The organism is Methanohalophilus portucalensis, from assembly GCF_002761295.1.
GTDB lineage: Archaea > Halobacteriota > Methanosarcinia > Methanosarcinales > Methanosarcinaceae > Methanohalophilus > Methanohalophilus portucalensis.
In genome coordinates, this window is sequence record NZ_CP017881.1 from 1852966 (window position 1) to 1876069 (window position 23104).

Annotated in this window: 22 protein-coding genes and 1 tRNA gene; 16 read left to right on the forward strand and 7 right to left on the reverse strand. The window is 41.3% G+C overall.

Features of this window, described 5'->3' with window-relative positions:
* The first annotated feature begins 156 nt into the window (after positions 1 to 156).
* The 5 genes from BKM01_RS09570 to BKM01_RS09590 all read left to right on the forward strand — a co-directional run bounded on the left by BKM01_RS09570 (position 157) and on the right by BKM01_RS09590 (position 7483).
* Complete coding sequence (locus BKM01_RS09570) at positions 157 to 1602, forward strand: phytoene desaturase family protein (protein WP_072358163.1); 1446 nt, start codon at positions 157 to 159, stop codon at positions 1600 to 1602.
* A gap of 152 nt (positions 1603 to 1754) precedes the next feature.
* Positions 1755 to 4925 (forward strand): isoleucine--tRNA ligase, encoded by a 3171-nt coding sequence (gene ileS, locus BKM01_RS09575; protein ID WP_072358166.1) that lies wholly within the window; start codon positions 1755 to 1757, stop codon positions 4923 to 4925.
* 9 nt (positions 4926 to 4934) lie between these two features.
* Positions 4935 to 5561 carry a 6-hydroxymethylpterin diphosphokinase MptE-like protein gene (locus BKM01_RS09580; protein ID WP_072358169.1) on the forward strand — a complete coding sequence of 209 codons (627 nt, stop codon included), beginning with the start codon at positions 4935 to 4937 and terminating at the stop codon, positions 5559 to 5561.
* 57 nt (positions 5562 to 5618) lie between these two features.
* Entirely contained in the window at positions 5619 to 6710 is a 1092-nt protein-coding gene (locus tag BKM01_RS09585) for a DUF373 family protein (protein WP_072358171.1), read from the forward strand.
* A 2-nt stretch (positions 6711 to 6712) separates the two neighbouring features.
* Positions 6713 to 7483, forward strand: a complete 771-nt coding sequence (locus BKM01_RS09590) for an MTAP family purine nucleoside phosphorylase (RefSeq protein ID WP_072358173.1) — start codon at positions 6713 to 6715, stop codon at positions 7481 to 7483.
* A gap of 2 nt (positions 7484 to 7485) precedes the next feature.
* Here BKM01_RS09590 and BKM01_RS09595 read toward each other — a convergent pair whose 3' ends face one another.
* Positions 7486 to 8310 carry an RAD55 family ATPase gene (locus BKM01_RS09595; protein WP_084006224.1) on the reverse strand — a complete coding sequence of 275 codons (825 nt, stop codon included), beginning with the start codon at positions 8308 to 8310 and terminating at the stop codon, positions 7486 to 7488.
* Between the two features lie 148 nt (positions 8311 to 8458).
* On the opposite strand from BKM01_RS09595, the gene BKM01_RS09600 reads away from it, so the two are divergent.
* The 5 genes from BKM01_RS09600 (at position 8459) to BKM01_RS09620 (ending at position 12223) form a co-directional block, all read left to right on the forward strand.
* A complete protein-coding gene (locus BKM01_RS09600) occupies positions 8459 to 10942 on the forward strand; it encodes a DUF5814 domain-containing protein (RefSeq protein ID WP_072358174.1) in 2484 nt (827 codons plus the stop codon).
* A gap of 56 nt (positions 10943 to 10998) precedes the next feature.
* Positions 10999 to 11370 (forward strand): DUF3467 domain-containing protein, encoded by a 372-nt coding sequence (locus BKM01_RS09605; RefSeq protein ID WP_072358337.1) that lies wholly within the window; start codon positions 10999 to 11001, stop codon positions 11368 to 11370.
* 129 nt (positions 11371 to 11499) lie between these two features.
* Complete coding sequence (locus BKM01_RS09610; RefSeq protein ID WP_072358175.1) at positions 11500 to 11727, forward strand: LSM domain-containing protein; 228 nt, start codon at positions 11500 to 11502, stop codon at positions 11725 to 11727.
* A 14-nt stretch (positions 11728 to 11741) separates the two neighbouring features.
* On the forward strand, positions 11742 to 12086 hold the full coding sequence (locus BKM01_RS09615; protein ID WP_072358177.1) for a helix-turn-helix transcriptional regulator: 345 nt from the start codon (positions 11742 to 11744) through the stop codon (positions 12084 to 12086).
* A gap of 59 nt (positions 12087 to 12145) precedes the next feature.
* Positions 12146 to 12223: transfer RNA gene (locus BKM01_RS09620), tRNA-Glu, on the forward strand.
* A gap of 284 nt (positions 12224 to 12507) precedes the next feature.
* On the opposite strand, the gene BKM01_RS09625 is transcribed toward BKM01_RS09620, so the two are convergent.
* Positions 12508 to 12780, reverse strand: coding sequence for a DUF1699 family protein (locus BKM01_RS09625; RefSeq protein WP_072358339.1), 273 nt, complete (start codon positions 12778 to 12780; stop codon positions 12508 to 12510).
* Between the two features lie 187 nt (positions 12781 to 12967).
* A complete protein-coding gene (locus BKM01_RS09630; RefSeq protein ID WP_072358179.1) occupies positions 12968 to 13216 on the reverse strand; it encodes a winged helix-turn-helix domain-containing protein in 249 nt (82 codons plus the stop codon).
* A gap of 197 nt (positions 13217 to 13413) precedes the next feature.
* Here BKM01_RS09630 and BKM01_RS09635 point away from each other — a divergent pair, with 197 nt between their 5' ends.
* From BKM01_RS09635 to BKM01_RS09650, 4 genes are all read left to right on the forward strand, one after another.
* The gene (locus BKM01_RS09635) at positions 13414 to 14550 is read left to right on the forward strand and encodes an aldo/keto reductase (protein WP_072358181.1); all 1137 of its coding nucleotides are present in this window, start codon (positions 13414 to 13416) and stop codon (positions 14548 to 14550) included.
* 131 nt (positions 14551 to 14681) lie between these two features.
* Positions 14682 to 16031, forward strand: coding sequence for an MATE family efflux transporter (locus tag BKM01_RS09640; protein WP_072358183.1), 1350 nt, complete (start codon positions 14682 to 14684; stop codon positions 16029 to 16031).
* Positions 16032 to 16150: 119 nt separating this feature from the next.
* Complete coding sequence (locus BKM01_RS09645) at positions 16151 to 16750, forward strand: IMPACT family protein (RefSeq protein WP_072358185.1); 600 nt, start codon at positions 16151 to 16153, stop codon at positions 16748 to 16750.
* A gap of 434 nt (positions 16751 to 17184) precedes the next feature.
* Entirely contained in the window at positions 17185 to 17547 is a 363-nt protein-coding gene (locus tag BKM01_RS09650; protein ID WP_233125551.1) for a transcriptional regulator protein, read from the forward strand.
* 169 nt (positions 17548 to 17716) lie between these two features.
* Here the strand turns inward: BKM01_RS09650 and BKM01_RS11185 are convergent, their stop codons facing one another.
* Positions 17717 to 17842: a hypothetical protein gene (locus BKM01_RS11185; RefSeq protein WP_257790279.1), complete on the reverse strand. Its 126-nt coding sequence runs from the start codon at positions 17840 to 17842 to the stop codon at positions 17717 to 17719.
* A gap of 86 nt (positions 17843 to 17928) precedes the next feature.
* On the opposite strand from BKM01_RS11185, the gene BKM01_RS09655 reads away from it, so the two are divergent.
* Positions 17929 to 18597, forward strand: a complete 669-nt coding sequence (locus BKM01_RS09655; RefSeq protein WP_072358189.1) for an HAD family hydrolase — start codon at positions 17929 to 17931, stop codon at positions 18595 to 18597.
* Positions 18598 to 18601: 4 nt separating this feature from the next.
* On the opposite strand, the gene BKM01_RS09660 is transcribed toward BKM01_RS09655, so the two are convergent.
* Positions 18602 to 20515, reverse strand: coding sequence for a beta-CASP ribonuclease aCPSF1 (locus BKM01_RS09660; protein ID WP_072358191.1), 1914 nt, complete (start codon positions 20513 to 20515; stop codon positions 18602 to 18604).
* 78 nt (positions 20516 to 20593) lie between these two features.
* Positions 20594 to 21226, reverse strand: a complete 633-nt coding sequence (gene psmB, locus BKM01_RS09665) for an archaeal proteasome endopeptidase complex subunit beta (protein WP_072358193.1) — start codon at positions 21224 to 21226, stop codon at positions 20594 to 20596.
* Between the two features lie 399 nt (positions 21227 to 21625).
* On the opposite strand from psmB, the gene BKM01_RS09670 reads away from it, so the two are divergent.
* Positions 21626 to 22669, forward strand: coding sequence for a phosphate signaling complex PhoU family protein (locus BKM01_RS09670; RefSeq protein ID WP_072358194.1), 1044 nt, complete (start codon positions 21626 to 21628; stop codon positions 22667 to 22669).
* A 15-nt stretch (positions 22670 to 22684) separates the two neighbouring features.
* On the opposite strand, the gene BKM01_RS09675 is transcribed toward BKM01_RS09670, so the two are convergent.
* Positions 22685 to 23059 (reverse strand): hypothetical protein, encoded by a 375-nt coding sequence (locus tag BKM01_RS09675; protein WP_072358195.1) that lies wholly within the window; start codon positions 23057 to 23059, stop codon positions 22685 to 22687.
* Positions 23060 to 23104: the final 45 nt, after the last annotated feature.

A 23104-nucleotide genomic window follows, 5' to 3' on the forward strand; every position in this document is an offset into this window, starting at 1 on the left:
AAACCTTTATGCCTAAACCGGTTTGTTCACTTTGCCTAAATTATTTAAACCCATTGTCGTATTTAGTGAAAAATATATCTGACAATCTTGATTATCGATTACACATATGAACCTACAGAATAATCTGAATTTTCAGGTCTTTAAAAGGAGAATATTATGAATAAATATGATGCCATTGTAATTGGTGCAGGAGCAACAGGCCTGCTTGCCGCACTGACACTTTCAAAACACGGAAAGAAAGTACTGGTACTTGAAAAAAATTACCAGGTTGGGGGAAACTGTAACAGTTACGATGTTGATGGTTTCCAGGTCGATACAGGACCCCATGCTATAACTCATCTGGAAGCAGGTCCTTTGAAAAGATTGATGGAAAATTACTTTGATTATCTTCCTATTTTCGAAGATTACGGAAATTATTTTGTCAGAACTGAACGCAATTTTCTAAAAGTACCTTCTAACCTAAAGGAATTTGCTGTATTCGATGCACTGCCCCGCAAAGACAGATTACTTATCGCACAGACCCTCACCAAAGAATTGACACTTTCTACCTTCGGTGTCGACCTTTCAAAAAAATCTGTATATGATGCACTGCCAAAGACACTATCCACCGATTCATATAATTTTGTTGATGCAATCTCTCATTTTCTCTCCGGTAAGTCAATGAAGGAAACCTCGGTACACAGAATATTAACAGGGAGCAGTTTTGTCAGGGACAGTATTACACAGGCACAATTTGCCAGTATTGTATCAAAGCCTGACAGACCGCCTGTGGAATCTATTCTCCAATCCATCATCCCTGCAAATTACCATAATCAATTACAACTTCGGTTTAACAGTGTATCAAGCCAGTTTTCATCTCTTGGAAGACTTGCAACAAACAAGGCAAACTATTCGCAGGGATATCCAAGAAAAGGTCTCAAAGCACTGCTCAATGCAATACTGTATTCTTTACCCGATTCTGTTGATATAAAGACGGAAAGTAAGGCCAAAAAGATACTTGTTGAAAACGGTCAGGTAACAGGAGTGGAAAGCGATGAAATATATCTTGCAGACATAGTCATACACACCGGTTTTGTAAAAAACTTACCCGAATTAGTGCAAGATTTACCCCACAATTATATCGAGGAGTTGGACGGAATTGTTAATAGTAAGAGCCTGACTGTATGGCTGGGTCTTGATGAGACAAGGAAAGAATTCAACTACAGGGGTTCTGAAATCTGGTTTAAGGATAATGCCTATTGGGCAATGCCAATAAGTAACTATGATCCAACCCTTGCTCCGCCGGGGAAACAACTTGTAGGTTTTGCTTTTGCAATAGATGACTCTTCTCCTGAAAAGAAAGAAACAAAAAAAGCCCATGAGACCATATACACAGCTGTTCCAGACATTCAGGACCATATTGAAATGCAACATGACCAGATAACCATTCCTGAAAAAGCTGCAGTTACCATAAATGGCCATTTTGCAGGGATAAGAACACCCGTAAGGAATCTTTATGTGGCGGGTACAGATACCGATAGCCGCAGTATGGGAGTCACTCGTGCAGCCTATTCCATAATTGAAATGCTAAGAATATTAAACGAAGATTCAAACCTGCATTGAAACATGTATATTATGTTTCTTAAAAATTGGATTGCAACAACCATTTTGGCATTCAGTATAAAAGATTCGTGAAATATTTAAAGCTAAATTATTTAAACCCATTGTAGTATTAGGATAATCAGAATATCAGCTTTTCATGGAGATTACTTATTATGATCAAGGAAGTTACCGATCAATATAATGCACAAAAAATCGAGGAAAAAGTCCACAATTTCTGGGAGGATAACCAGGCCTACATGAAAGTAAGAGAACATCGCCGTGGAGAAAAGCGATTTTTCTTTGTGGACGGCCCGCCATATACTACCGGACATATACATCTGGGTACCGCCTGGAACAAAATTATCAAAGACTCCATACTTCGTTACAAATCCATGAATGGGCATGATATTGTAGACCGGGCCGGTTGGGACATGCACGGCCTTCCCATAGAAGTAAAAGTTGAAGGCGTTCTGGGTTTTGAATCAAAAAAAGATATTGAAAGCTATGGTGTCGAAAAATTCGTTGATAAATGCAAGGAATTTGCCCTGAAACAAAAGGACGCCATGACAGACCAGTTCCGCACCCTTGGCACATGGCTGGACTGGGAAGACCCTTACATGACCCTCAAGGATGAATATATAGAAGCTGCCTGGTGGACCCTCAAACAGGCTTACGAAAAAGATCTGCTTGAAGTGGGTAAAAGGGTAGTGAACTGGTGCCCCCGCTGTGAAACAGCAATTGCAGATTCTGAAGTTGAGTATGAGGATCGTACTGACCCTTCCATTTTCATCAAATTTGCATTAAAAGATGAAAATGACACTTATATTGTCATATGGACGACCACACCCTGGACCATCCCTGCAAATATGGCTGTGGCTGTAAATCCTGATTTTGAATATGCAAAAGTCAGGGCCTTGAAAGAGGATAGGGAAGAAATACTCATAATGGCCTCCGATCTTGTGGAAAGTGTACTTAAAAAGGGACGATACACAGATTATGAAATCATTGAAACAATGCCAGGTGAAGATGTTGCAGGAATGGAATACAAGCATCCACTTGCAGAAAACATACCAGAACAGGCCAAATTTGATCATCGGGTTTATCTTGCCGATTTTGTAACTGCTGAAAATACAGGTTGTGTCCACATTGCACCCGGTCATGGTGTGGACGACTTTGATGTAGGAAAAGCAAATGATATTCCTGCTTTTTGCCCTGTTGGCTCAAACGGCCACTACACCAATGAAGCCGGCAAATATGAAGGTATGAACATCCGGGATGCAAACAATGTTGTGATGGAAGACCTTGATGCAAAAAGCCTCCTGCTTTCAGATGATACCATCTCACACCGTTATGGCCATTGCTGGAGATGCAAGACACCAATCATCTATCTTGCCACCAAACAGTGGTTTATCAAGATCGGTGACCTGAAGGAAGATATGCTTGCAGAAATTAAAAAGGTTGACTGGCATCCTGATTGGGCCGGTTCTGCAAGATTCAGGGACTGGATCGAAGGGGCCAGGGACTGGTGCATATCCAGACAGCGCTACTGGGGAATCCCCCTGCCTGTATGGAGATGTGAAGAATGTGAATCCCTCAAGGTCGTGGGAACCCGCAAAGAATTGCAGGAAATTGCCGATGTAGATCCAAACACCGAGCTCCACAGGCCCTATGTGGACGATATCAAATTAACATGTGACTGCGGCGGCCGTATGTCGAGGATTGAGGATGTTTTTGATGTATGGTTTGACTCCGCAGTGGCATCCTGGGCCACACTGAACTATCCCCACCGGGAAGACCAGTTCAAAGAATGGTGGCCTGCAGATTTCATAACAGAAGGACATGACCAGACCAGAGGGTGGTTCTATTCCCAGCTCGGCGCCAGCATGGTGGCCTTTGGACAGGCTCCTTACAAGAGTGTGCTGATGCACGGGTTTACACTGGATAGCACAGGAAAGAAAATGTCAAAGAGCCTGGGTAATGTGGTACAGCCACATGAAGTTATTGAGAAATATGGTGCGGATTCCCTGCGTTGCTATGTGCTTTCTTCAAGTGCCCCGTGGGACGACCTGAAATTTAACCAGGATGAACTTGCAACGATCCACCGCACAATAAATATTCTCTGGAATGTCTATCGTTTCCCTCTTCCCTACATGGCCCTGGATAAATTTGATCCACAGGAGGTCTCTTTTGAAGCAGTTGAACCATACCTGCGCAAAGAAGACCGCTGGATATTATCCAGAATGCAATCCGTGATAGAAGAAGTGGACAGGTCAATGGAACAGTACCTCCTGCATCGTGCTATCAGGACCATCAATGAGTTTGTATTGGAAGATCTTTCCCGGTGGTACATCCAGCTCATTCGACCACGTACCTGGAATGAGGCGGATGATCCTGACAAACTGGCAGTATACAGGGTTCTTTATGATGTATTTGTAAACCTCTGCAAAGTAATTGCCCCTTTCATGCCCCATCTGGCAGAAGAAATGTATGAAAATGTTGTGAAAAACGTTGATCAAGATGCTGCTTTGACTGTTCACATGTGTAACTGGCCAAAAGTGGATGAATCCCTCAAGGATACCGATCTTGAAGAAAAAATGACAGCTGTGCGTGCCATGGTTGAAGCCGCATCCAATGCGCGCCAGAAAGTAAAAAGAAAACTACGCTGGCCGGTCAGCCGCATAGTCATTGAGCCTGAGAACAGACAGGTCTATGATGCTGTAATGGATCTGCGTTTTGTCCTAATGGACCAGACAAATGCCAGGGATATAGATCTTGTGGAAGTTGAGCACAGCTGGGATGAACTTGGAGTAGAGGCATCTCCAAATCACAGTGCCATAGGACCGGTCTTCAAACAGGATGCAGGCAAAGTCATCCAATATATCCAGAAAGCAGATGCAAATGAATTGAAAAAAGGACTGGCAAATGGAGAGATGGAGATTTCCCTTGACGGTGAATCTGCAACCTTAACCCCGGAGATGGTCAAATTTGAGGATAGAGTACCTTCAATGGTTGCTGTAGCAGATTTCAGCGGAGGGAGAATCTATGTAGATGCAAACCTCACCAGAGACATTGAATCCGAAGGTTTTGCCCGTGAAGTGATCCGCAGGATACAGGACATGCGAAAGGAACTCGACCTGGAAGTGGATGAGAACATCCTTGCACATATCCGTATAGATGACGAAAGAATTGTCGACCTAGTGCTGGACAGGGAAAACTACATCGCAAAAGAGGTCAGATCACAGGTTCAGGTAATTGGCTTTGATGTGGATGCTACAGGCACTCTGGTAAAAGACTGGAATGTGGAAGGCATAGATGTGCATATTGGAATATCCCCTGCTAAATGAGGAATTTGAATGGAATATGACAAATGGGAACCAATATACAAAAAAATAGTAGAAGATTTCGGTTTTTCCGAAGATGCTGATGCTGATGCTGCACAGCTTCTTTCAAATCTTCTCATCGGACCTGTAAAGGCGGACCTAAACGATCTTACTGATGTTATCAAGGGCAAAGATACATTAATTTGCGGTAATGCGCCCACACTGAAAAAAGATCTTGAACAGGTGAACCCTTCAGACCATGTGATCATTGCTGCCGACGGAGCAACATCAGTCTTGCTTGAGCAAGGCCTTATTCCGGACGTGATCGTAACTGATCTTGACGGCGATGTTGAAAAAGAGATCGAAGCAAACAAGAAAGGAGCCCTAATGGTAGTGCATGCCCATGGAGACAATACAGGCAAAATTCTTTCTTTTGTACCTCTTTTGACCAATATTATCGGTACATCCCAGACAAAACCTCCACATGGGCTGTACAATTTTGGGGGCTTTACAGACGGTGATAGGTGTGTTTTCATGGCTCATCAACTGGGGGCAACTTCCATGACCCTGGTAGGTTTTGATTTTGATGATGACAATGTCGATGAAATCAAAAAGAAAAAACTTAACTGGGCACGTCGGCTTATTGAAGGATTTGCATGAAAGTGCCGCCCAGATAACCTATATATAACTTCGTATTAATTTATATCTAGAACTTCAATGCAAACTCTGGTAATCTGTATAGACCGGGACAACGACCTTGGGGACAAAGCAGGGGTCCAAACACCAATTGTAGGCAGAGAGGCTCACGTAGATGCTGCTGTCAGGCTTGCGTCTGCAGATCCGGAAGATTCAGATGTCAATACACTGTTTGGCGGAATCCGTGTTTATGACGAGCTGAAAGAAAAAGGAACCGATGTTGAACTGGTCTCTTTTGCAGGAGACCGGAATGTAGGTGTGATTTCCGATCAGCGCATATCACGCCAGCTTGATGATGTACTTTCCCGCTATGCCCCACAAGAGGCTATTTTTGTTTCTGATGGAGCTGAAGATGAAACCCTTTTACCCATTGTTCAATCAAGAATAAAAATCGATTCGGTAAAAAGGATAGTTGTCAAACAAAGTGCAAATCTTGAAAGTACATATTACATTCTAAAACATGCATTCAATGACCCCAAGATTTCCCAGACATTTTTTGTCCCCCTGGGACTTGCAGCTCTTATCTATGCCATATTCCTCCTGGCCCGATATCCCGAAGGAGCAATTATTGGAATCTCCGCTGCTATTGGCATTTATATGTTATACAGGGGATTCAATCTGGACGAATCATTTGTTATTGCCAGGGAGAAGATGAAACAAGCCTTCTATGCGGGCCAGATGACCTTTGTCACCTATATGGCCGCAGGGTTACTGACAATAATCGCAACCATAATAGGAGCTCTGGAATTGTGGGGCTACTATACAACAGGAGGTGGCTGGTATTATGGCCTGATTACTCTTGTGACCGTTTTCATAAATAAATCCGTATGGTGGTATGTTTCAGCCTTCCTTTTTGCGATTGCAGGAAAGATAATTGACCTAAAAATGGAAAAACATTTTTGCTGGAGAAAACTATCTCCTGCTCTCTTTGTGATTGCAACAGGTTTTCTCTTATGGGGCTCTAGCGAATACATTTTATCAATAAGTTCCCTGCCGTCCGAAGCTACCGCAGGTAGTTTCAGCTTACAATATTTCATTTACTCGGTAGTGTTTTCCATAATTTCAGCCCTTGCAGGTGTAAAACTATCCATTTCAGGTAATAAAGAGAAATAAAAATGGACAGGGAAATTTCTTTTGCCATAATTGGAGGCGTAGGTTTCCTCAAAAATAATGGTTATGAAAAAATGACCATTTCAAGTACATACGGGGATGTGGAGTGTTTTATTGGTAAAACCAGGGGTATCAACTTTGCCTTCATACCCAGACATTCGATATCAGGGCCGCATATCCCTCCTCACAGGATCAACTATCATGCCATAATATGTGCAGTAAAAAAACTTGGCATCAAACAGGTAATAGCCACAAATTCTGTAGGTTCCATGAAAGGCCACCCTACAGGCTCGTTTTTTATCCCTGATGATTTCATTGATTTTACTAAAGGGCGCGAATCCACATATTATCATAACCAGACCGTACATGTGGACATGAACCAACCATACTGCCCAAGGCTCAGAGAATCTCTCATGAATGCTTTGCAAGAAAACAGGGAAGACCTCTTTGAAGGAACATACGTATGTACTGAAGGGCCACGTTTTGAAACAAAAGCAGAGATACAAATGATGGCTTCATTTGGGGATGTTGTAGGTATGACCGGCCTGCCGGAAGTTATACTTGCCCGTGAAATGAAAATATGTTATGCCTCAATATGTACAGTTACCAACCCTGCATGTGGCATGGAAAATGAAAGATTGACCGCAGATGAAGTGGTTGGTGTACTTAAAAAACGGGAAAAAGTACTATTTGATCTTATTATCAACACATTCCTTTGTATGGATGAGAAAAGGACATGTATATGCAGCCTGGCAAAAGATCAGGCATGTCTTTAAGATCAGACAACATCCTTAGATGTATCAATATGGACTCCGTCTGCCACATTGAACTTGATAACATCAGAAGTAGGTACCATACCCCTGATCTTCGGGATTGAGAGTTTGTTTATTATTTGATCCGATGATCTTTCAATGAGTACGTCAAATATCACATCTGCAGAATTGAAGAGATCACTTTCAAGTGCTTCAGGACTACTTCTTTTAAGGCTGTAAAGGTAGGTTTGGGAAGCCATCTGTTTTGTTGTTTCATAGAGCATGTTTAATAGACGTTTTACCAGGCCTCTATGGACATTAAGATTGGTATAAAAGGAAAAAGTATCAAATATTACATTCACCTCATCATCCTCCGCATCCAGAGCAATATTCTGTAGATTGTATTCGGTGAATTCTATTATCTTCGAATCAACAAACTCATTGCCCACACTGCTGACCATTTCTCCAGTTTGCGTAAAGTAGTATTCTCCATAAACATCAACAAAAATAATATTGGATGGATCAAAGCCTAAGTTTACTATGTCCTGATGGATATATTTAGGTCGCCGACCCGTAGCAAAATAATAGGTTTTCCTTGTCTGAGAAAACTGGTACAGGAAAACCTCGGACATCGAGAGAGGATCTGCAGAAAAATAGACCAATGAACTTGACGGAAGACCACCACTGAGACTGTCATCAAGTAAGGATATGCCCGTGGGCATAACAATAGATTTTGATTCATCAGCAGATGCACTTCCTGAATATCTATTTGAATTGCCCAGGACATTCTTGTTCCTGGGAGGTTGTGTCATTTGCTGAACTTCAAGATGTCCATTATTGTTATTCTGCATATCCTACCCTTCACTACTAACTATTAGTATATGGAGCATATTTATAAAACTTTACGCTAAAATATATTGAATAATATTTGATTAAATATATATTACTATACGAAGAAGACGCTTACTTTATAAAAGGGAAATACGTCTATCAGAGAATATGACCCTCTGGACTCTTCTCTATCCTTTAAAAGGAAAGGTCACAGTAATGCTGATTAAAGACCGAAAAAAAACTCCTGCAATAGTAGGTGAACTAACCCTGCGAAGTACCAGCGCAGGACCACGACCCTTACGATTTCTGGTATCGAAAGATAAGAAGCAGGATTACCGTTCACCCGAGGAATTTATTGAGCTACTCAGACGTTCGGAGAGAATATTGATTACCAGGCAGGGAAATGCCAAAACCCACCAAAAAATTATCGAAATGCTCGGAGGTTTCCACCTTACGGGTGAAATGGTAGATGTGTGTCGTTTTTGTCTGCTCAATAAGGAATTCAATTTTGTGAACAAGAAATCTATTTCTCATCAGGGAGAACGCATCTGTGAAACGTGTGCACAGGAAGAACTGAAACGAGCGCTGCGTAATTCCCAATGCCATTATTCTGATGAGGCCATACAGCGTATATTTGATGTTTTAAACAAGACAAAAGACCTTGACCGCACCATAGGCATGCTAAATCCTGAAGAAATTGATTCGGAAGTTACAAGATACGACACAATAGCTTCAAAAGAAGATCAGAACCCATATCCAATAAATAAACTTCCAATATCCGATCAATTCAAGAAATCATTATTAAAAAAATCTAAAACCCTATTACCGGTACAGAGTATTGCTGTACGCAAGGGTTTACTAAAAGGAAATAACCTGCTTGTGACCTCTGCAACAGCTACCGGTAAAACATTGATCGGGGAGATGGCCGGTATTGAGAATATTCTTAAAAAAAGAGGCAAGATGCTTTATCTTGTGCCGCTGGTTGCTCTGGCAAACCAGAAATATAGCCAGTTCACTGGAAAGTATAAAGATTTTGGACTCCAGACCTCAATACGCATAGGAAGTTCTCGTATAAAAACGCGCAAAACGGAAAAAATGTCACGTTCTCTTGATACGGACATTATTGTCGGAACCTATGAAGGGATCGACCACATTATGCGTTCTTCCAAAGCAGATATGCTGGGTCAAATTGGTACAGTGGTTATAGATGAAGTCCATATGCTGGAAGATGAAGAACGCGGGCACCGTCTTGATGGTGTTATCGGACGTCTCAAATATGCATCACCAGGGGCACAGTTCATTTATCTTTCTGCAACAGTAGGAAGTCCCCACGCCCTTGCAAAACATCTGGATGCTGAGCTTGTGGAGTATGAACATCGTCCGGTCCCGATTGAGAGACACCTTATATTTTGCCCCCAGCAAAGCAAATTGAGAATAATGACCCGTCTTATACGTGAGGAATATAATCAGGTATCTTCAAAGGGTCATAAGGGCCAGACCATCGTCTTTACAAATTCCCGTAGAAACTGCCACCGTCTTGCAAATGCCCTGCCAATCCCGGCATCTGCTTATCATGCGGGACTGGCCAATCCGGAACGTAAAAAAGTTGAGGACAGATTTGCCTCCGGAAAACTTCCTGTGGTAGTGACAACAGCAGCCCTGGCAGCAGGTGTTGATTTCCCTGCCTCACAGGTGATATTTGAATCCCTTGCAATGGGAATTGACTGGATAAACCTGCAAGAATTCTTACAAATGCTTGGAAGAGCAGGAAGACCGGACTATCATGACAGAGGCGTGGTAGTTTTACTTGCAAGTCCTGATAAGACATACGGGGGCGGACAGGCCGTGACAGAAGACGAGATGGCGGTAAAACTGCTCAAAGGCCAGATGGAAGAAATGAATTTGAAATATGGCCAGGAAGAGCAGGAAGAGGAAGTACTGGCTTCGGTCGCGGTCACAAATTCAAAAGCCGACCTGAACTATATATGCAGCAAGATGGTGGAGGATATTGACCTTAATTCCATTGTAAATAAATTGAAAAGATACCGATTCCTGACACAGAAAGGCGATGCTATCAAATTGACCCGAATGGGCGGTATTGCAGCCCGACATTTCCTCTCTGCTTCACGTGCGTTCCTTATCCGGGATGCAGTACGTGCAGGTCAGGACCCGATCGAGATTGCAGCTAATCTAGAATTCTTCGATGCGGTTTACTTTAAGTTTGCACCCCAGATATCAGCAGCGCTGAACGTGAATATGCCATCCCGGGTATTTCAGGGAGCTGCTCTGGATATTGTATTTGAAGGAGATAATCTATCCCAGCTGGAAGAGAAGATCCGGGATCAACTCTTCGAATTTGCTACTGATTTTTTGACATGCGGATGTAAAGAAAGCCCTTATTGTGGATGTGCTGAAAAGAATTTTTCCGAAATGATAATCAGGATGCGCGCTAGTGGTCGCGATCCAGAGAAGATTGCAGCCAGGCTGAACGAAAAGTATGGTATAAGTGCCTATGTGGGTGATCTTTATGGTTACCTTGATGGAGTTATCCGCAACCTTGATGCCATTGAAATGATGGCAAGTGCCCATTCAAAACCGGATATAGCAAAACAGGCAAAGGATCTGAAAAAGAGTGTGGAAGCCGGCAGATGAAATGCAAAACATATTAAGGCATAAGGTTTATGAAATCTGGAAACGAGGACAAGGTTATGGCTGAGGAAAAAAAAGAAGGGCAATCCCAAAAAAAGAATATGAAAATTAAGTTGCATAAACCAGAGCATTTCAATCAGGTATACGCCATCGGGGCAATGGGGGGACACAGTCCCTATGATTTCAGGATATGTTTTTATAATGATACCCCTCGCGGAGTATCAAATGACAATGAACAGGTTATAGAGCGTAACTTAGAATCAGAAGTAATCCTGTCACCTCTGGCCGCACTGGAACTCTCCAGATGGCTCGACCAACACATCAAGGAATATGAAACTGCTTTTGGCCCGATTTCCAGAAAAAGTGCGCAAAGTACTTCTACCAAAAAGCCGGTAGATGATGACAGTTCACATCTTCAGGGGTATATCTGAACAGGTAGCAAATATATTTAAACCTGCAGGATTATAATCGTTAGGCATAAATAGGGGAGACTACAGTTTACATTCGCGTATTTTAACTTAATCTATATTTAAAAATAATATTTGTGTGAGGATTTTATTTTGTTCCCGAATAAGAAGGTACAGAAACTTGTTGGATCCAGAATTCAGGTTGAAATGAAAGGTGACCACAGTTTACTTGATGGTATTCTGAAAAGCGCCGATGATTATATGAATCTCCATCTGGAAGACACGTTTGAGATGGTTGAAGAGGAGCGTCAGCGTTCATTGGGCTCTGTAGTATTGAGAGGAAACAACATTATCTTGATCGTACCGGCTGAAACACAATAATTCACGGGTTATTCATGGAAATTGAAGAAGAGGCATTGAGTCTAATTCGCAAGCATCATGACGGCGTATATCAGAATGAGCTATGGAAGGACCTAAACATTGATAGTCGTAAGTGCTCCCGCCTGATTTCCCGCATGATGAAAGAAGGAAAGATTATCAGGGAACCAGCTGTAGCTAACGGGTCACGCACCTATCTTATTAAAGCGACAACACCGGATGAGAAATCCTATGAACTTATGCTTGCAGCAGGAATGTTCTCTCCGTGTACAGGTTGCAGGCTTGCGTGCCACCCCGAACATTGCGAATCTCTTACAGAATGGATATTAAGGCTTGTCAAGGAAAAACAAAATCAGGCCTGACAAAAACTATATATACTAGTAACGTATAGTAGGGTCGCTTTTAGATAGCGGCCAACTGTGCTCCGATAGTGTAGTCCGGCCAATCATTCCGGCCTTTCGAGCCGAAGACTCGGGTTCGAATCCCGATCGGAGCACCATACATCTCTTTCGTAGTTCTGTGACATACTGTTTCTTTTCATAATTATGAATAAGAAGTAAGGATTCTTTTTCCCACTTCCCAAAATCAATCCATTTAGTATTTAAACAAGGATGCTGGAGCGCTGTAGAAATGCCATTAACAATCAGACCTATTATCTAAAGAGCAGCCACATCCTGCATTTTATAAAATTACATTTACCAAAAAAATCTCTGCATATTTTATACAGAAATTGAAAATGGCTTAAATGCAATTGATTTCACTTCTAATTTTAATGGAAGAAAATTATTTATCTATAACTTCCATATATTTTATGACCTTTGTTCCCTTCAAATCCCCTTTAAGTAATTCCACTCCCTGCATTTTCAGTATTTTTGGCACGTTTCCTGAAAGGGACTTCATGTAAGAAGGCGGAATCTGGGCTGCTTTGAGATTTGGACAATGTTTGAGTATTTCCAGAATATCTATGTCGCTTGGTCTGAACGAAAAGTGGATGAAATTTTCATCTTCGCCCAGTCTGTTAATTTCATTTCTTGAATTCAACATTCTTATTTTCAAATAATATACCCCCATATACAATTTTACAGCATAGATTATAAACTTTATTATTGCAATTTTTAGAAACAAAGTTACTTTCTATGAATAATTGTATTGAGGAATTAGTAAAAATAGTTAGCATTACCGCCGATACGACGGCAATGATCAATAAATATAATAATTGTAAAATTCAGTACCTAAAGTTATTTCAACAGGTTGGTGCTTCTAACACCTCTCTGACATCACTCATTTTCTGGAGATAACCTGCCCCCAGATTTGTAATTAAATAGCGATTTGATGCTTTTGTGATAAGTCCCTGATCTATAAGAGCTTCAAGGTAATTATCTGCACGATTAAAATTCAGATTTGCCTTATATACGATAGAAGTTTTTGTTGCTTCTGTTCTCTGTACAACTTTAAGTATGTCTATCATAATTTCGAGTTTACCACGTCTCATGTGTACCACCACTTGCAATTCATAATGAATATGAATTTGCTTGCAATATACTATCTGTGCAAAATTACTATAAATAACTTGTGAATTTTTAAAAATGTCATACTCATCATTATTATGTACTAAAGGTTCGTAAGAATCATCAGAACGCAATAGTCAGAATACCAAAGCTTATTATCGCCGAAATACCACATTTGAGCATGTTATACCGTACACTTGGAAAAACAGGTGAGAAAGTTTCATCCCTTGGGCTGGGTTGTATGCGGCTGCCCACCATAGACGGCGATCCAGGGCACATTGATGAGCAAAGAGCTTGCGAGATAATTCACTATGCCATTGACCAGGGCATAAATTATCTTGATACCGCATACCCCTACCATGAAGGTAAAAGTGAACCCATGCTGGCTAAAGCGTTGCAAAATGGTTACAGAGACAAAGTAAATATTGCCACCAAAATGCCATCATGGAACATTGAAAGCCGGGAAGACATGGATCTTTACTTTGATGAACAGCTTGAAAGGCTTGGTACAGATTACGTTGATTTCTATCTAATTCATACTCTCAACCGGGATTTTTGGCCAAAACTATTGGAACTTGGCCTGTTTGATTTCCTTGATCAGATTAAAAAAGATGGAAGAGCTCGTTATGTGGGATTTTCTTTCCACGATGAGACCTCTTTATTCAAGGAAATCGTTGATGCCTACCCCTGGGATGTCTGTCAGATCCAGTACAACTACCTTGACATCGATTATCAGGCAGGCCACGAAGGTTTACTTTATGCAGCATCGCGAAACCTTGGAGTGATAATCATGGAGCCTTTAAGGGGAGGCTGCCTGGCCGATATGGTACCAGATGACATTATGAAAATCTGGGACAAAAGCGAAGTCAAACGTACCCCGGCAGAATGGGGATTGAGCTATATCTGGGATCTTGAACAGGTAAGTATGGTCTTAAGCGGTATGAGCAATCTCGAGCAACTGAAAGAAAATCTAGCAACAGCAAATAAGGCATTGCCACATTCCCTGACTGAAAAAGACCATTCACTGATACGTGAGGTACGGGAAATCTACCGCGACAAACTTGTTGTTGATTGCACAGGTTGCAGGTATTGCCTGCCATGTCCTGCAGGTGTGCAGATCCCCCTCAATTTCAAGTACCTCAATAATGCTATGCTTTATGAAAATATAGAAGATGCCAGCAGGGCTTATGCATCCCACGTAGGAGATGAACGTAAGGCATCAAACTGCATAGATTGCGGACAATGTGCAGAGCGCTGCCCCCAGGAAATACCCATTCCGGAAATGCTTGCAGAAGTCACAAGGTTACTGGAAAAATAAGTTCTTTTCTTTTGAGCAGGGGACAAATTTGACATTAAATGTTGCGTGCCTATTGCTTTTCCTTCCTGATAATAATTATACAATTGTCAGGCATACATTGGCAAAAAAGGTAAATTGAAAGGTAATAGATAATGCCCCATGAACGCAACACAATGCTGGCACAGGAGAATATTGGCAGCCTGATAGTAAAACTGGCAGCTCCGGCTATAGTTGGTCTTGTAGTGCAGGCCTTATATAATCTGGTTGACACAATTTTCATCGGCCGCGGGCTTGGCGAGGATAGTGTACTGGGAATTGCCGGGATTTCAGTGGCGTTCCCGGTACAAATGCTGATGCTGGCAATTGCACTTGGCGTGGGAGTTGGGGGCGCATCAATTATCTCCAGATCCCTGGGCGGTGGAAAGCAGCAGATTGCAGAAAAGACTGTGGGCAACATGGCCACCATGGTAACAGTTGCAAGCCTGCTGTTCACAGTTGCAGGTTTGGCCTTTATGGAAGAGTTGCTCGCCCTCTTTGGTGCCTCTGCTGAAGTGATGCCCTATGCTGCAGACTATACATATTACATCCTGCTTGGAACGGTCTTTTTCACCTTTTCGGCTGCCATGAACAACTCAATCCGCGCCGAAGGAAACACTTCATTTGCAATGCTTATTATGGTCATATCCAGTGTTGCCAACATTGTGCTGGACCCTCTTTTTATCTTTGAATTTGGAATGGGAATAAAAGGTGCTGCTATTGCAACGGTGATCTCGCAGATAATAGGCACCATAATGGTATTCTACTATTACGCCTCCGGAAAAGCCACAGTTCCATTCAGTTTAACCTCCCTGCGCCCTGATATGTCAATAGTAAACGAGTCAACATACATCGGCATGTCAGAATTCCTTTTTAACGTGGTGGAAAGCGGCCTTTTCCTCATTTTTAACCAGAGTTTACTCTACTATGGCAGCGATGTTGCAATTGCTGTATTTGGCATTATAATCAAGGTATTCATGCTAACCCTGATGCCGGTTATAGGTATCAAACAGGGTATACAACCAATCTTTGGTTTCAACTACGGGGCAAACCAGATGCAGCGCGTGAGGAGAACGATATCCCTTTCTACCTACCTGGCCACAGGACTCAGTCTGATTTTTGCAATAGTCGTTTTTATTATACCCGAGCAAATTATAGGTGTTTTCAGCAATGACCCTGTGCTTATAGAGATGGGCGTGCCCGCAATCAAGATATGTTACATTATGATGCCCTTTATCGGAGCACAAATCGTAGCAACAGCCCTTCTACAATCACTGGGCAAATCCAAGGAATCCCTGCTTGTAACTCTGTCACGGCAGTTAATCTTCCTTCCGCCCCTATTGATCATACTACCAATGTATTTCGGCCTGACCGGCATATGGCTATCCCTGCCAGTTTCAGATTTTCTTGCATTCGTAGTGGCTGTAATCTTCCTGCAAAGGGAATCAAAAAAATTGGAAGTTTGACCTCTTGTTGCAGAATCCATATTTATTGAAACGACAAGTATATATTATCAATAGAAATCACGAATTGATTATGGTTTTATAGGGAAAGATGCAATTAAAGAACGATCAAAAGTGGTTTAATGTCCCTTATAAAAACGATACATGGCAATGGATTAGCGATAAAAGAATTTAAAAAATCCAGATTCATAGGTAACGCATTTCCGGTTGCAAACGAAACTGAAGCAAAGCGTTTTGTAGAAGACATCCGACAAAGATATCCTGATGCCAACCATAATGTGTTTGCATACCGCATCACAGGTGACGGAAACCTGGTTATGAAATATGATGATGATGGAGAACCCACAGGAAGCTCTGGCAAACCTGTTTTCAAAGTCCTTGAAATGAAGGAGCTTAATAATGTTGTGGTGATAATTACCCGATATTTTGGCGGAATCAAACTTGGCTTTGGCGGATTGTCCCGTGCTTACAAAAAAACCGCTATTGAAGCTATAGACGATGCTGGTATTGTTGAGCAGAGACCCACAAAGGAAATGAAAATCATAGTTGACTATGGGAATATTCAGTTTGTAAAACATTTGCTTGAAAATTGTGCCACAATCCTGGATGAACACTATTCTGATATAGTGGAAATAGTAGTTGCTGTTGCAGAAGACAAAATTGATGAATTGGAAAAACTGATTAATGAGAAAATTCCCAACACTAAGATAACCCGACTTTAAAAGAAAAAAGAAAACAAATTCACCCATAAAAAGGAAATGCAATCTCTGATTTGAAGAACAATAATTACACCAACTTCCCCTATAATAGATCTACAACCAACATTTGGCAAACAATCCAGTATCCAGGATCATTTTATAATCCACTCAATATTTTTACTGCTATATGTACATGCATACGATGCTATCATCGTAGATGAATAGCAGGATGAGTAGGCAAGGGCGTATACGCCTGTTGGGATCAGACGCAGAGATGAAATATTCAAATTGCGTTTCTTATTAAATTTTATTCATGGATGCCAATTTGACGAAAAATATATAAACCATGTGTCATATAATGGCTTATATAGAAGTGGTGGTATCGAAGAAAAAAATATTCCAATTACCTTTGGGTATAATTCTTCGACAAACGATATGAAAGGAAGGATTAGATGTACATGACAAGAATAAACGAGTCAGATGAAGAGATGATAGAAGCATTTAGAGGCCTTGGAGTTTCACGAAACCTGGCAACTACTATTGCTTACTTAAAAAATGTTGACGAAGCTTCATCTCTGGATATTGAGATGAATACAGGATTGCGACAACCTGAAGTAAGTGTTGCAATGCGCTCCATGAGAAAGAATAACTGGATCGAGGAAAGCAGCAAAAAACTAAATGGCAAAGGAAGGCCTACAAAGATTTACAGTCTTGCAGCTCCTCTCAACAAGATCGTCAGACATTTTGAAGATAAAGTGAAAGAAGAGAACGATGCAAGGCTCACCCTCGTCAAGAGGCTGAGATCGCTTTCCAAAGACTGATTTTTTATATTTAATAGAGAGACAACCGGCCCATAAATGGCCGGTTGGGTCTTTTTTTAATCAATAATGTTTCTTGATATCTGTCAAGAATATTCAACTACTTTTCGCAGGCCATCCTGAGATGCAGAAAACAGACTGCAAAAGGGATAACCTCACACCATCAAAGTTTTTATTCCGGAACTTCATCACCTTCCGATTTAAGGTCATCCAGATTTTCCTGAATGAGTTTTTCCTCAAGGTTTTCATTTTTTTTCGCACCCTTTCTTTCTGTATCCCTTTTGTTGAACTTAGACATGCGAATTCACCATAATAACATGGGACCTGTATCGTTATAATCTTTTCGAACAACCTTTTAATAAGCTAGAATAGTACTCAACCGTGATGGATAAAACTGCAATACCTGAAAACTTAGAGGCAATCATATCAGATGTCGATGGAGTGCTGGTAGATTCGATGTCATTCCACGCACAGGCCTGGAAAACTTCCTTCAAAGAAGCAGGGATAGATATCGAAAAAGAAGAAATATACATTCTCGAAGGATCAAATCACAGAGGGATTATAGAAAAAATATTTGAAAAGCAAGGGATGGTGCCTACTGAAGAGAATATTGAGCAGATACATGAAAGAAAAAAAGAACTTTTTTTCAAGAATCAGAAAGCATATGTATTTGATGGAATGGATGAAACTTTCAAATCCCTGCAAACAAAGTTCAAACTTGCAGTAGTCTCAGGATCCGACCGCACTATTGTTGAAACGCTGATGGGAAAATTCTACCCAAAAATATTCAATACAATTATTGCAGGAACAGATGTAAAGAAGGGCAAACCCGATCCTGAGCCTTATTTGACTGCTGTGGAAAGGCTTGCAGTACAAAAAGATAAATGCATTGTCCTGGAAAATGCACCCTTAGGAGTTGAATCCGCAAAGAATGCAGGATTGTTTTGCATTGCAGTTCCAACCTATGTCAGCGCTGATCTTCTCAACAAGGCAGATATTGTTGTAAGAGACCACAGGGAACTTGTAGAGTACCTCTGCAGCCTCCTTGATTAAAGCTTTATACCAATCTTATAGTTTCCAGGTTGGTAAGAGCCCTTGTTTCAATTTTCTTTCTTTTATGGATAGAACTTGCAAGATCTATGCACGAGCGTTCATCACCGTGCTCGGTGAAAACACGTTCTGGTTGTGGTTTCATGCGTTTGAAATACTCCATGAGTTGCCTGCGGTCAGAATGTCCGGAGAAACCATCCACAATTTCAACATCCATGTTCATTCGCACGGTTTCTGAACCCTTGCCTCCGGAAGACAGGGGAATTTCCTTCCAGCCTTTCTGAATGCGACGACCCATAGTTCCATCAGCCTGATAACCAACAAACACTAAAGTATTCCTTTCATTCGGTGCAAAGGCTTTGAAATATTCCATTATCGGCCCACCGCTCATCATACCGGAAGTCGACAGGATCACACATGGATGTGGATTTTCAATGATATTCCTCCTTAGCTCATTGGAATCCACGGGTTTGAAACATTCAGATAAGAATGGATTCTGTCCTTTCTGGAAAATAAGGCGCCTCAGGTCATTATTTAGATATTCCGGATAGGTAGCGTGGATGGCAGTTGCCTCCCATATCATACCATCGAGATAAACCGGGACCTCATCGATAATTCCTTTTCTGATAGCTTCTTCTATGACAATCATAACTTCCTGACTTCTTCCCACAGCAAATGCAGGAATAAGCACAACACCCTGTCGATCTATAGTTTCCTTGATAATTCTTTGTAGGTTCTTTTCAGCATCTTTCAATGCAGGCTGCATAGAATTAGAGGCTCCATAAGTTGATTCCGTAATTACGGTCTCAACCCGGGGGAACTTGTTTACTGCAGGATTGAAAAGACGTGATGGCCCAAACTTGAAGTCCCCGGTTATTACCACATTATGCAAACCATCCCCTATATGGAAATGGGATACTGCAGATCCAATGATATGGCCTGCGTTGTGGAAAGTAAGCTTGATGTCAGGGGCAATATCAGTCACTTCTTCATATTCCAGTACGATGCTGTGCTTTAGTGCATTACGTACATCAGCAGATTCATATGGGACCCGTTTTCCATCTTTGGCGGCCACGTCGATAAAGTCCAGTTCAAGCAGGACCATCATGTCCCTGGTGGGATGAGTACAATAAATTGGTCCATCATAACCATATTTATAGAGAAGAGGCACCAGACCCTGATGATCAAGGTGTGCATGAGTAATAACTACCGCATCAATCTGGTTTAATGGCTGTACTTCAGGAATGTAAAGATAAGGAGTCATATCATCGTCAGAACCTACATTGACACCACAATCGATCATGATCTTGGATTCCGGAGTGGAGAGCAGGAAACAACTTCTGCCTACTTCACGACAGCCACCAAGGGACGTAAGACGTACCCACTGATCCTTGGAAGTACATTCCCTGTGAATTTTCCTCCCGATTGTTTTAAGGATATCTTTTCTATCGGAATGGTTCTTTTTCATGAATTCCCGTATATTTTTCACAGTACGGGATTTTATCGGCGGAGTCCTGACAACTTTCGGGGTCCAGCCTACCTTCTTGGTTATTTCCCGAAGGGTTTCCCCATGCTTGCCTATTACAAGGCCGGGTTTTTCCGCCTCAATTATCACTTCCCCGACATCCGGAGCAAAATCATAATTTGTAACTCCTGAATCTTCGGGAACGGTTTGATTAATAAGTTCGATAGATTCTTCTGGTGCCAAAAGTACCTTTGGATCAGGCCGAACAACTATTCTGGTCCTTAAATTTTTGGCCAGGGTCCGTACGATGTTTCCATTATCTGCAAATTTTCGGGGTTCTTCTGTATATACCACAAGCTGAGGACCCTCAAATTCTACATTTGAAATTGTAGTGCCAGCCGGAAGATTCTTCTCGATTTTTTTCTTTAATCCTTCTAGGATATCTTCTATGACCATTAAAAATGCCTTCCTGTATTATAAAAAAGTAGAAAATATGGGAAAGAGTATTTTAAAAAATAAGATAAATAAGGTAGCTTAGTTCAGGTTTTCAAGTATTTTGTCCACCTCTCCAGTCTCAATCCTATTATAGCTATCCGCGGTTATTTTGACAACATCGATACCATTTCCAGAAGCTGAATCTCTTTTCATGGCATTGTAAAGAGCACGGATTGCAAGTTCCATACCCTCTTCGACATTGATACCTTCATGATAGCGGTCTTCAAGAACACCATAAGCCATCGGTGACCCAGAGCCCGTAGCAACGGCCTTTGTCTCCTCAATATTTCCACCCATCGCATCGAGTGAAAATATGGCAGGTCCATTCTTATCTACGCCACCTATCAGGAGCTGGACCATTAGAGGGAAATAGCGTTGCCCACCAAGGATGTTGGAGAGTAAAGTTGTGAGGCCTTTGATGGTTATTGATTCCTGTCTCCTCATTTTATAGAGTTTGGATTCCACACTAATCATCCGCACAAGTTGCTGGGCATCACCTACCGAGCCAGCAGTGGTCATCCCGACCAGGTCATCGATCTGGTAAATCTTCTTTGCGGTTTTGCTGGCTATGAAGTTGCCCATAGTTGCCCTTTTTTCAGTGGCAAGAACAACTCCATCACTGCAAACTATGCCTACAGTGGTCGTGCCTTTTAAATGCTTGTCATTATCCATCAGTATACCTCAGCAAAAAACGAGAAATCAATTTGTAAAAACACACCTATGGTATAGGGTAATAGTAGATGATTGGCAATTTAGATATATAAGGGTTTCTGTTGAAAAGATATTGCACTAATAATTTAGTCCATCAAAACCATATGAAGCAATCGTAATTGGCCAACAGCAAATAATCCCTAAAACACAGACATTGATTCCATGTGATAAAAATACATATACAAAATACCAATATATATTATATATTGACAAAATATATAATTTACTAACCGTATTAATACACATTGATCCGCCCCTGATCAACAACGGATACATCATAAATAAACCAAGCAACATATCGAAACAGCTACTCCTGTAAAATTAGCAAAACTATTTTTATGAAAATCAAAGGAAAATATCATGTCTGAAAGAAGAAAAGTACAACTCACAGGAGGGTCCACCTTTATAGTATCCCTCCCCATAAACTGGGTGAGAGGGGCCGGTCTTGAAGCTGGAGATAGCGTAATCCTTGCACCACAGAATAAAAGTTCACTCTTGATATCCTCTGATACACTCAACAAAAATCAAAGATACGAAACCAAAATTGAAATTAATCGCCTGATCCCCAAAAAAGGAAAAATGTATAATCAGCCTCCTGTAGCCGAGTCGGAAGACATCTTCAGGATACTTATTTCGCATTATCTTGCTGGCTATGATATAATTAAAATGGAGTCAAAAGAGGGATTCAGTGCAGCCGATCGTAAATTCATAAAAGATGCATCCCGCAAAAGGCTTGTAGGTCTTGAAGTGGTGGAGGAAAGCCACCATGAACTTGTGCTGCAAAGCCTGCTCAATTACAGGGACCTTTCCCTCCACAGGGCTATGCAAAATATGTCCGGCTTATTAACATCAATGTTAAGCGACATGATGGAAGCAATTGAGAAAAATGACAAAGAAGTCGCCCAGGATATAATCCTCAGGGACAATGAGATAGACAGGTTTTACCTTTTGACTGTAAGACAGTTGAAAGCAGCCATTGAAGACCGCAACCTTTCAGAAAAGATTGGTATAGAAAGGCCCAGGGAGTGTCTGGGCTATCGGCTTGTTACTAAAAGCATGGAAAGGATCGGAGATCATGTGGTCAGGATTGCAAAGAACATGATTGAAATGGAAAATGAAGTGGAACCTGATGACCCCATATTCAAGATGGCAGAAGATGTCCAGACTATCTTCAGGCAGTCCATGGCCCTGCTTTCAAATCTCGATCCCATGGAAGCAAATATGGTCATAAAGAATGCAAAGAAAATTTCCCTGGAAGGTACTGCATTATACAAGAATAAGCAGGCAAACACCAACTCACACCAATTTGGCTTCATTGTGGAAAGCCTGCAAAGGATTGCTGAATACAGTGGCGATATCGCAGAAATATCCATTAATATGAGTACAAAGGACTTGAACACATAATTTACTTTTTTAGGATCAGACTATCAAACTTGTTTGGGTCAGCATAACCATCAAATTATTCACTACAAGTACAATACCCAAAAAAGCAATAGCAAATTTGGACGTATTCCACAGAAATGAACTCCAGGACAGGCCGGATTGCCTGATGAGTTTGTAGTTCAAATAAACCACCCCAATAAAGAGAAGTTTCAAAAACAAAAAGGCTCCCAGGCCAAATTCCGCCAGTACGACTGCTATAAATCCGTTTTGCTCGACCCCGAAATTCAGAGCCCCAATGGTAGTAAGGAAATCCCCGAAGACATAGAATAGGATAATGTATTTGATGTCAGAAAGGAAAACAAACAAATCCTTTCCTGAATACTCAAAGGTGGATGAGTCGAGGAAATCCATAATTAGAAAGTTGTATGTACATTGCTATTAACTTGATGTACACAT

Excerpts from the sequence above, each read along its gene's own strand:
- BKM01_RS09570 (WP_072358163.1), top strand. The coding sequence starts at position 157 with ATGAATAAATATGATGCCATTGTAATTGGTGCAGGAGCAACAGGCCTG.
- ileS (WP_072358166.1), top strand. The coding sequence starts at position 1,755 with ATGATCAAGGAAGTTACCGATCAATATAATGCACAAAAAATCGAGGAA.
- BKM01_RS09580 (WP_072358169.1), top strand. The coding sequence starts at position 4,935 with ATGGAATATGACAAATGGGAACCAATATACAAAAAAATAGTAGAAGAT.
- BKM01_RS09585 (WP_072358171.1), top strand. The coding sequence starts at position 5,619 with ATGCAAACTCTGGTAATCTGTATAGACCGGGACAACGACCTTGGGGAC.
- BKM01_RS09590 (WP_072358173.1), top strand. The coding sequence starts at position 6,713 with ATGGACAGGGAAATTTCTTTTGCCATAATTGGAGGCGTAGGTTTCCTC.
- BKM01_RS09595 (WP_084006224.1), bottom strand. The coding sequence starts at position 8,310 with ATGCAGAATAACAATAATGGACATCTTGAAGTTCAGCAAATGACACAA.
- BKM01_RS09600 (WP_072358174.1), top strand. The coding sequence starts at position 8,459 with ATGACCCTCTGGACTCTTCTCTATCCTTTAAAAGGAAAGGTCACAGTA.
- BKM01_RS09605 (WP_072358337.1), top strand. The coding sequence starts at position 10,999 with ATGGCTGAGGAAAAAAAAGAAGGGCAATCCCAAAAAAAGAATATGAAA.
- BKM01_RS09615 (WP_072358177.1), top strand. The coding sequence starts at position 11,742 with ATGGAAATTGAAGAAGAGGCATTGAGTCTAATTCGCAAGCATCATGAC.
- BKM01_RS09630 (WP_072358179.1), bottom strand. The coding sequence starts at position 13,216 with ATGAGACGTGGTAAACTCGAAATTATGATAGACATACTTAAAGTTGTA.
- BKM01_RS09635 (WP_072358181.1), top strand. The coding sequence starts at position 13,414 with ATGTTATACCGTACACTTGGAAAAACAGGTGAGAAAGTTTCATCCCTT.
- BKM01_RS09640 (WP_072358183.1), top strand. The coding sequence starts at position 14,682 with ATGCCCCATGAACGCAACACAATGCTGGCACAGGAGAATATTGGCAGC.
- BKM01_RS09645 (WP_072358185.1), top strand. The coding sequence starts at position 16,151 with ATGTCCCTTATAAAAACGATACATGGCAATGGATTAGCGATAAAAGAA.
- BKM01_RS09650 (WP_233125551.1), top strand. The coding sequence starts at position 17,185 with ATGACAAGAATAAACGAGTCAGATGAAGAGATGATAGAAGCATTTAGA.
- BKM01_RS11185 (WP_257790279.1), bottom strand. The coding sequence starts at position 17,842 with ATGTCTAAGTTCAACAAAAGGGATACAGAAAGAAAGGGTGCGAAAAAA.
- BKM01_RS09655 (WP_072358189.1), top strand. The coding sequence starts at position 17,929 with ATGGATAAAACTGCAATACCTGAAAACTTAGAGGCAATCATATCAGAT.
- BKM01_RS09660 (WP_072358191.1), bottom strand. The coding sequence starts at position 20,515 with ATGGTCATAGAAGATATCCTAGAAGGATTAAAGAAAAAAATCGAGAAG.
- psmB (WP_072358193.1), bottom strand. The coding sequence starts at position 21,226 with ATGGATAATGACAAGCATTTAAAAGGCACGACCACTGTAGGCATAGTT.
- BKM01_RS09670 (WP_072358194.1), top strand. The coding sequence starts at position 21,626 with ATGTCTGAAAGAAGAAAAGTACAACTCACAGGAGGGTCCACCTTTATA.
- BKM01_RS09675 (WP_072358195.1), bottom strand. The coding sequence starts at position 23,059 with ATGGATTTCCTCGACTCATCCACCTTTGAGTATTCAGGAAAGGATTTG.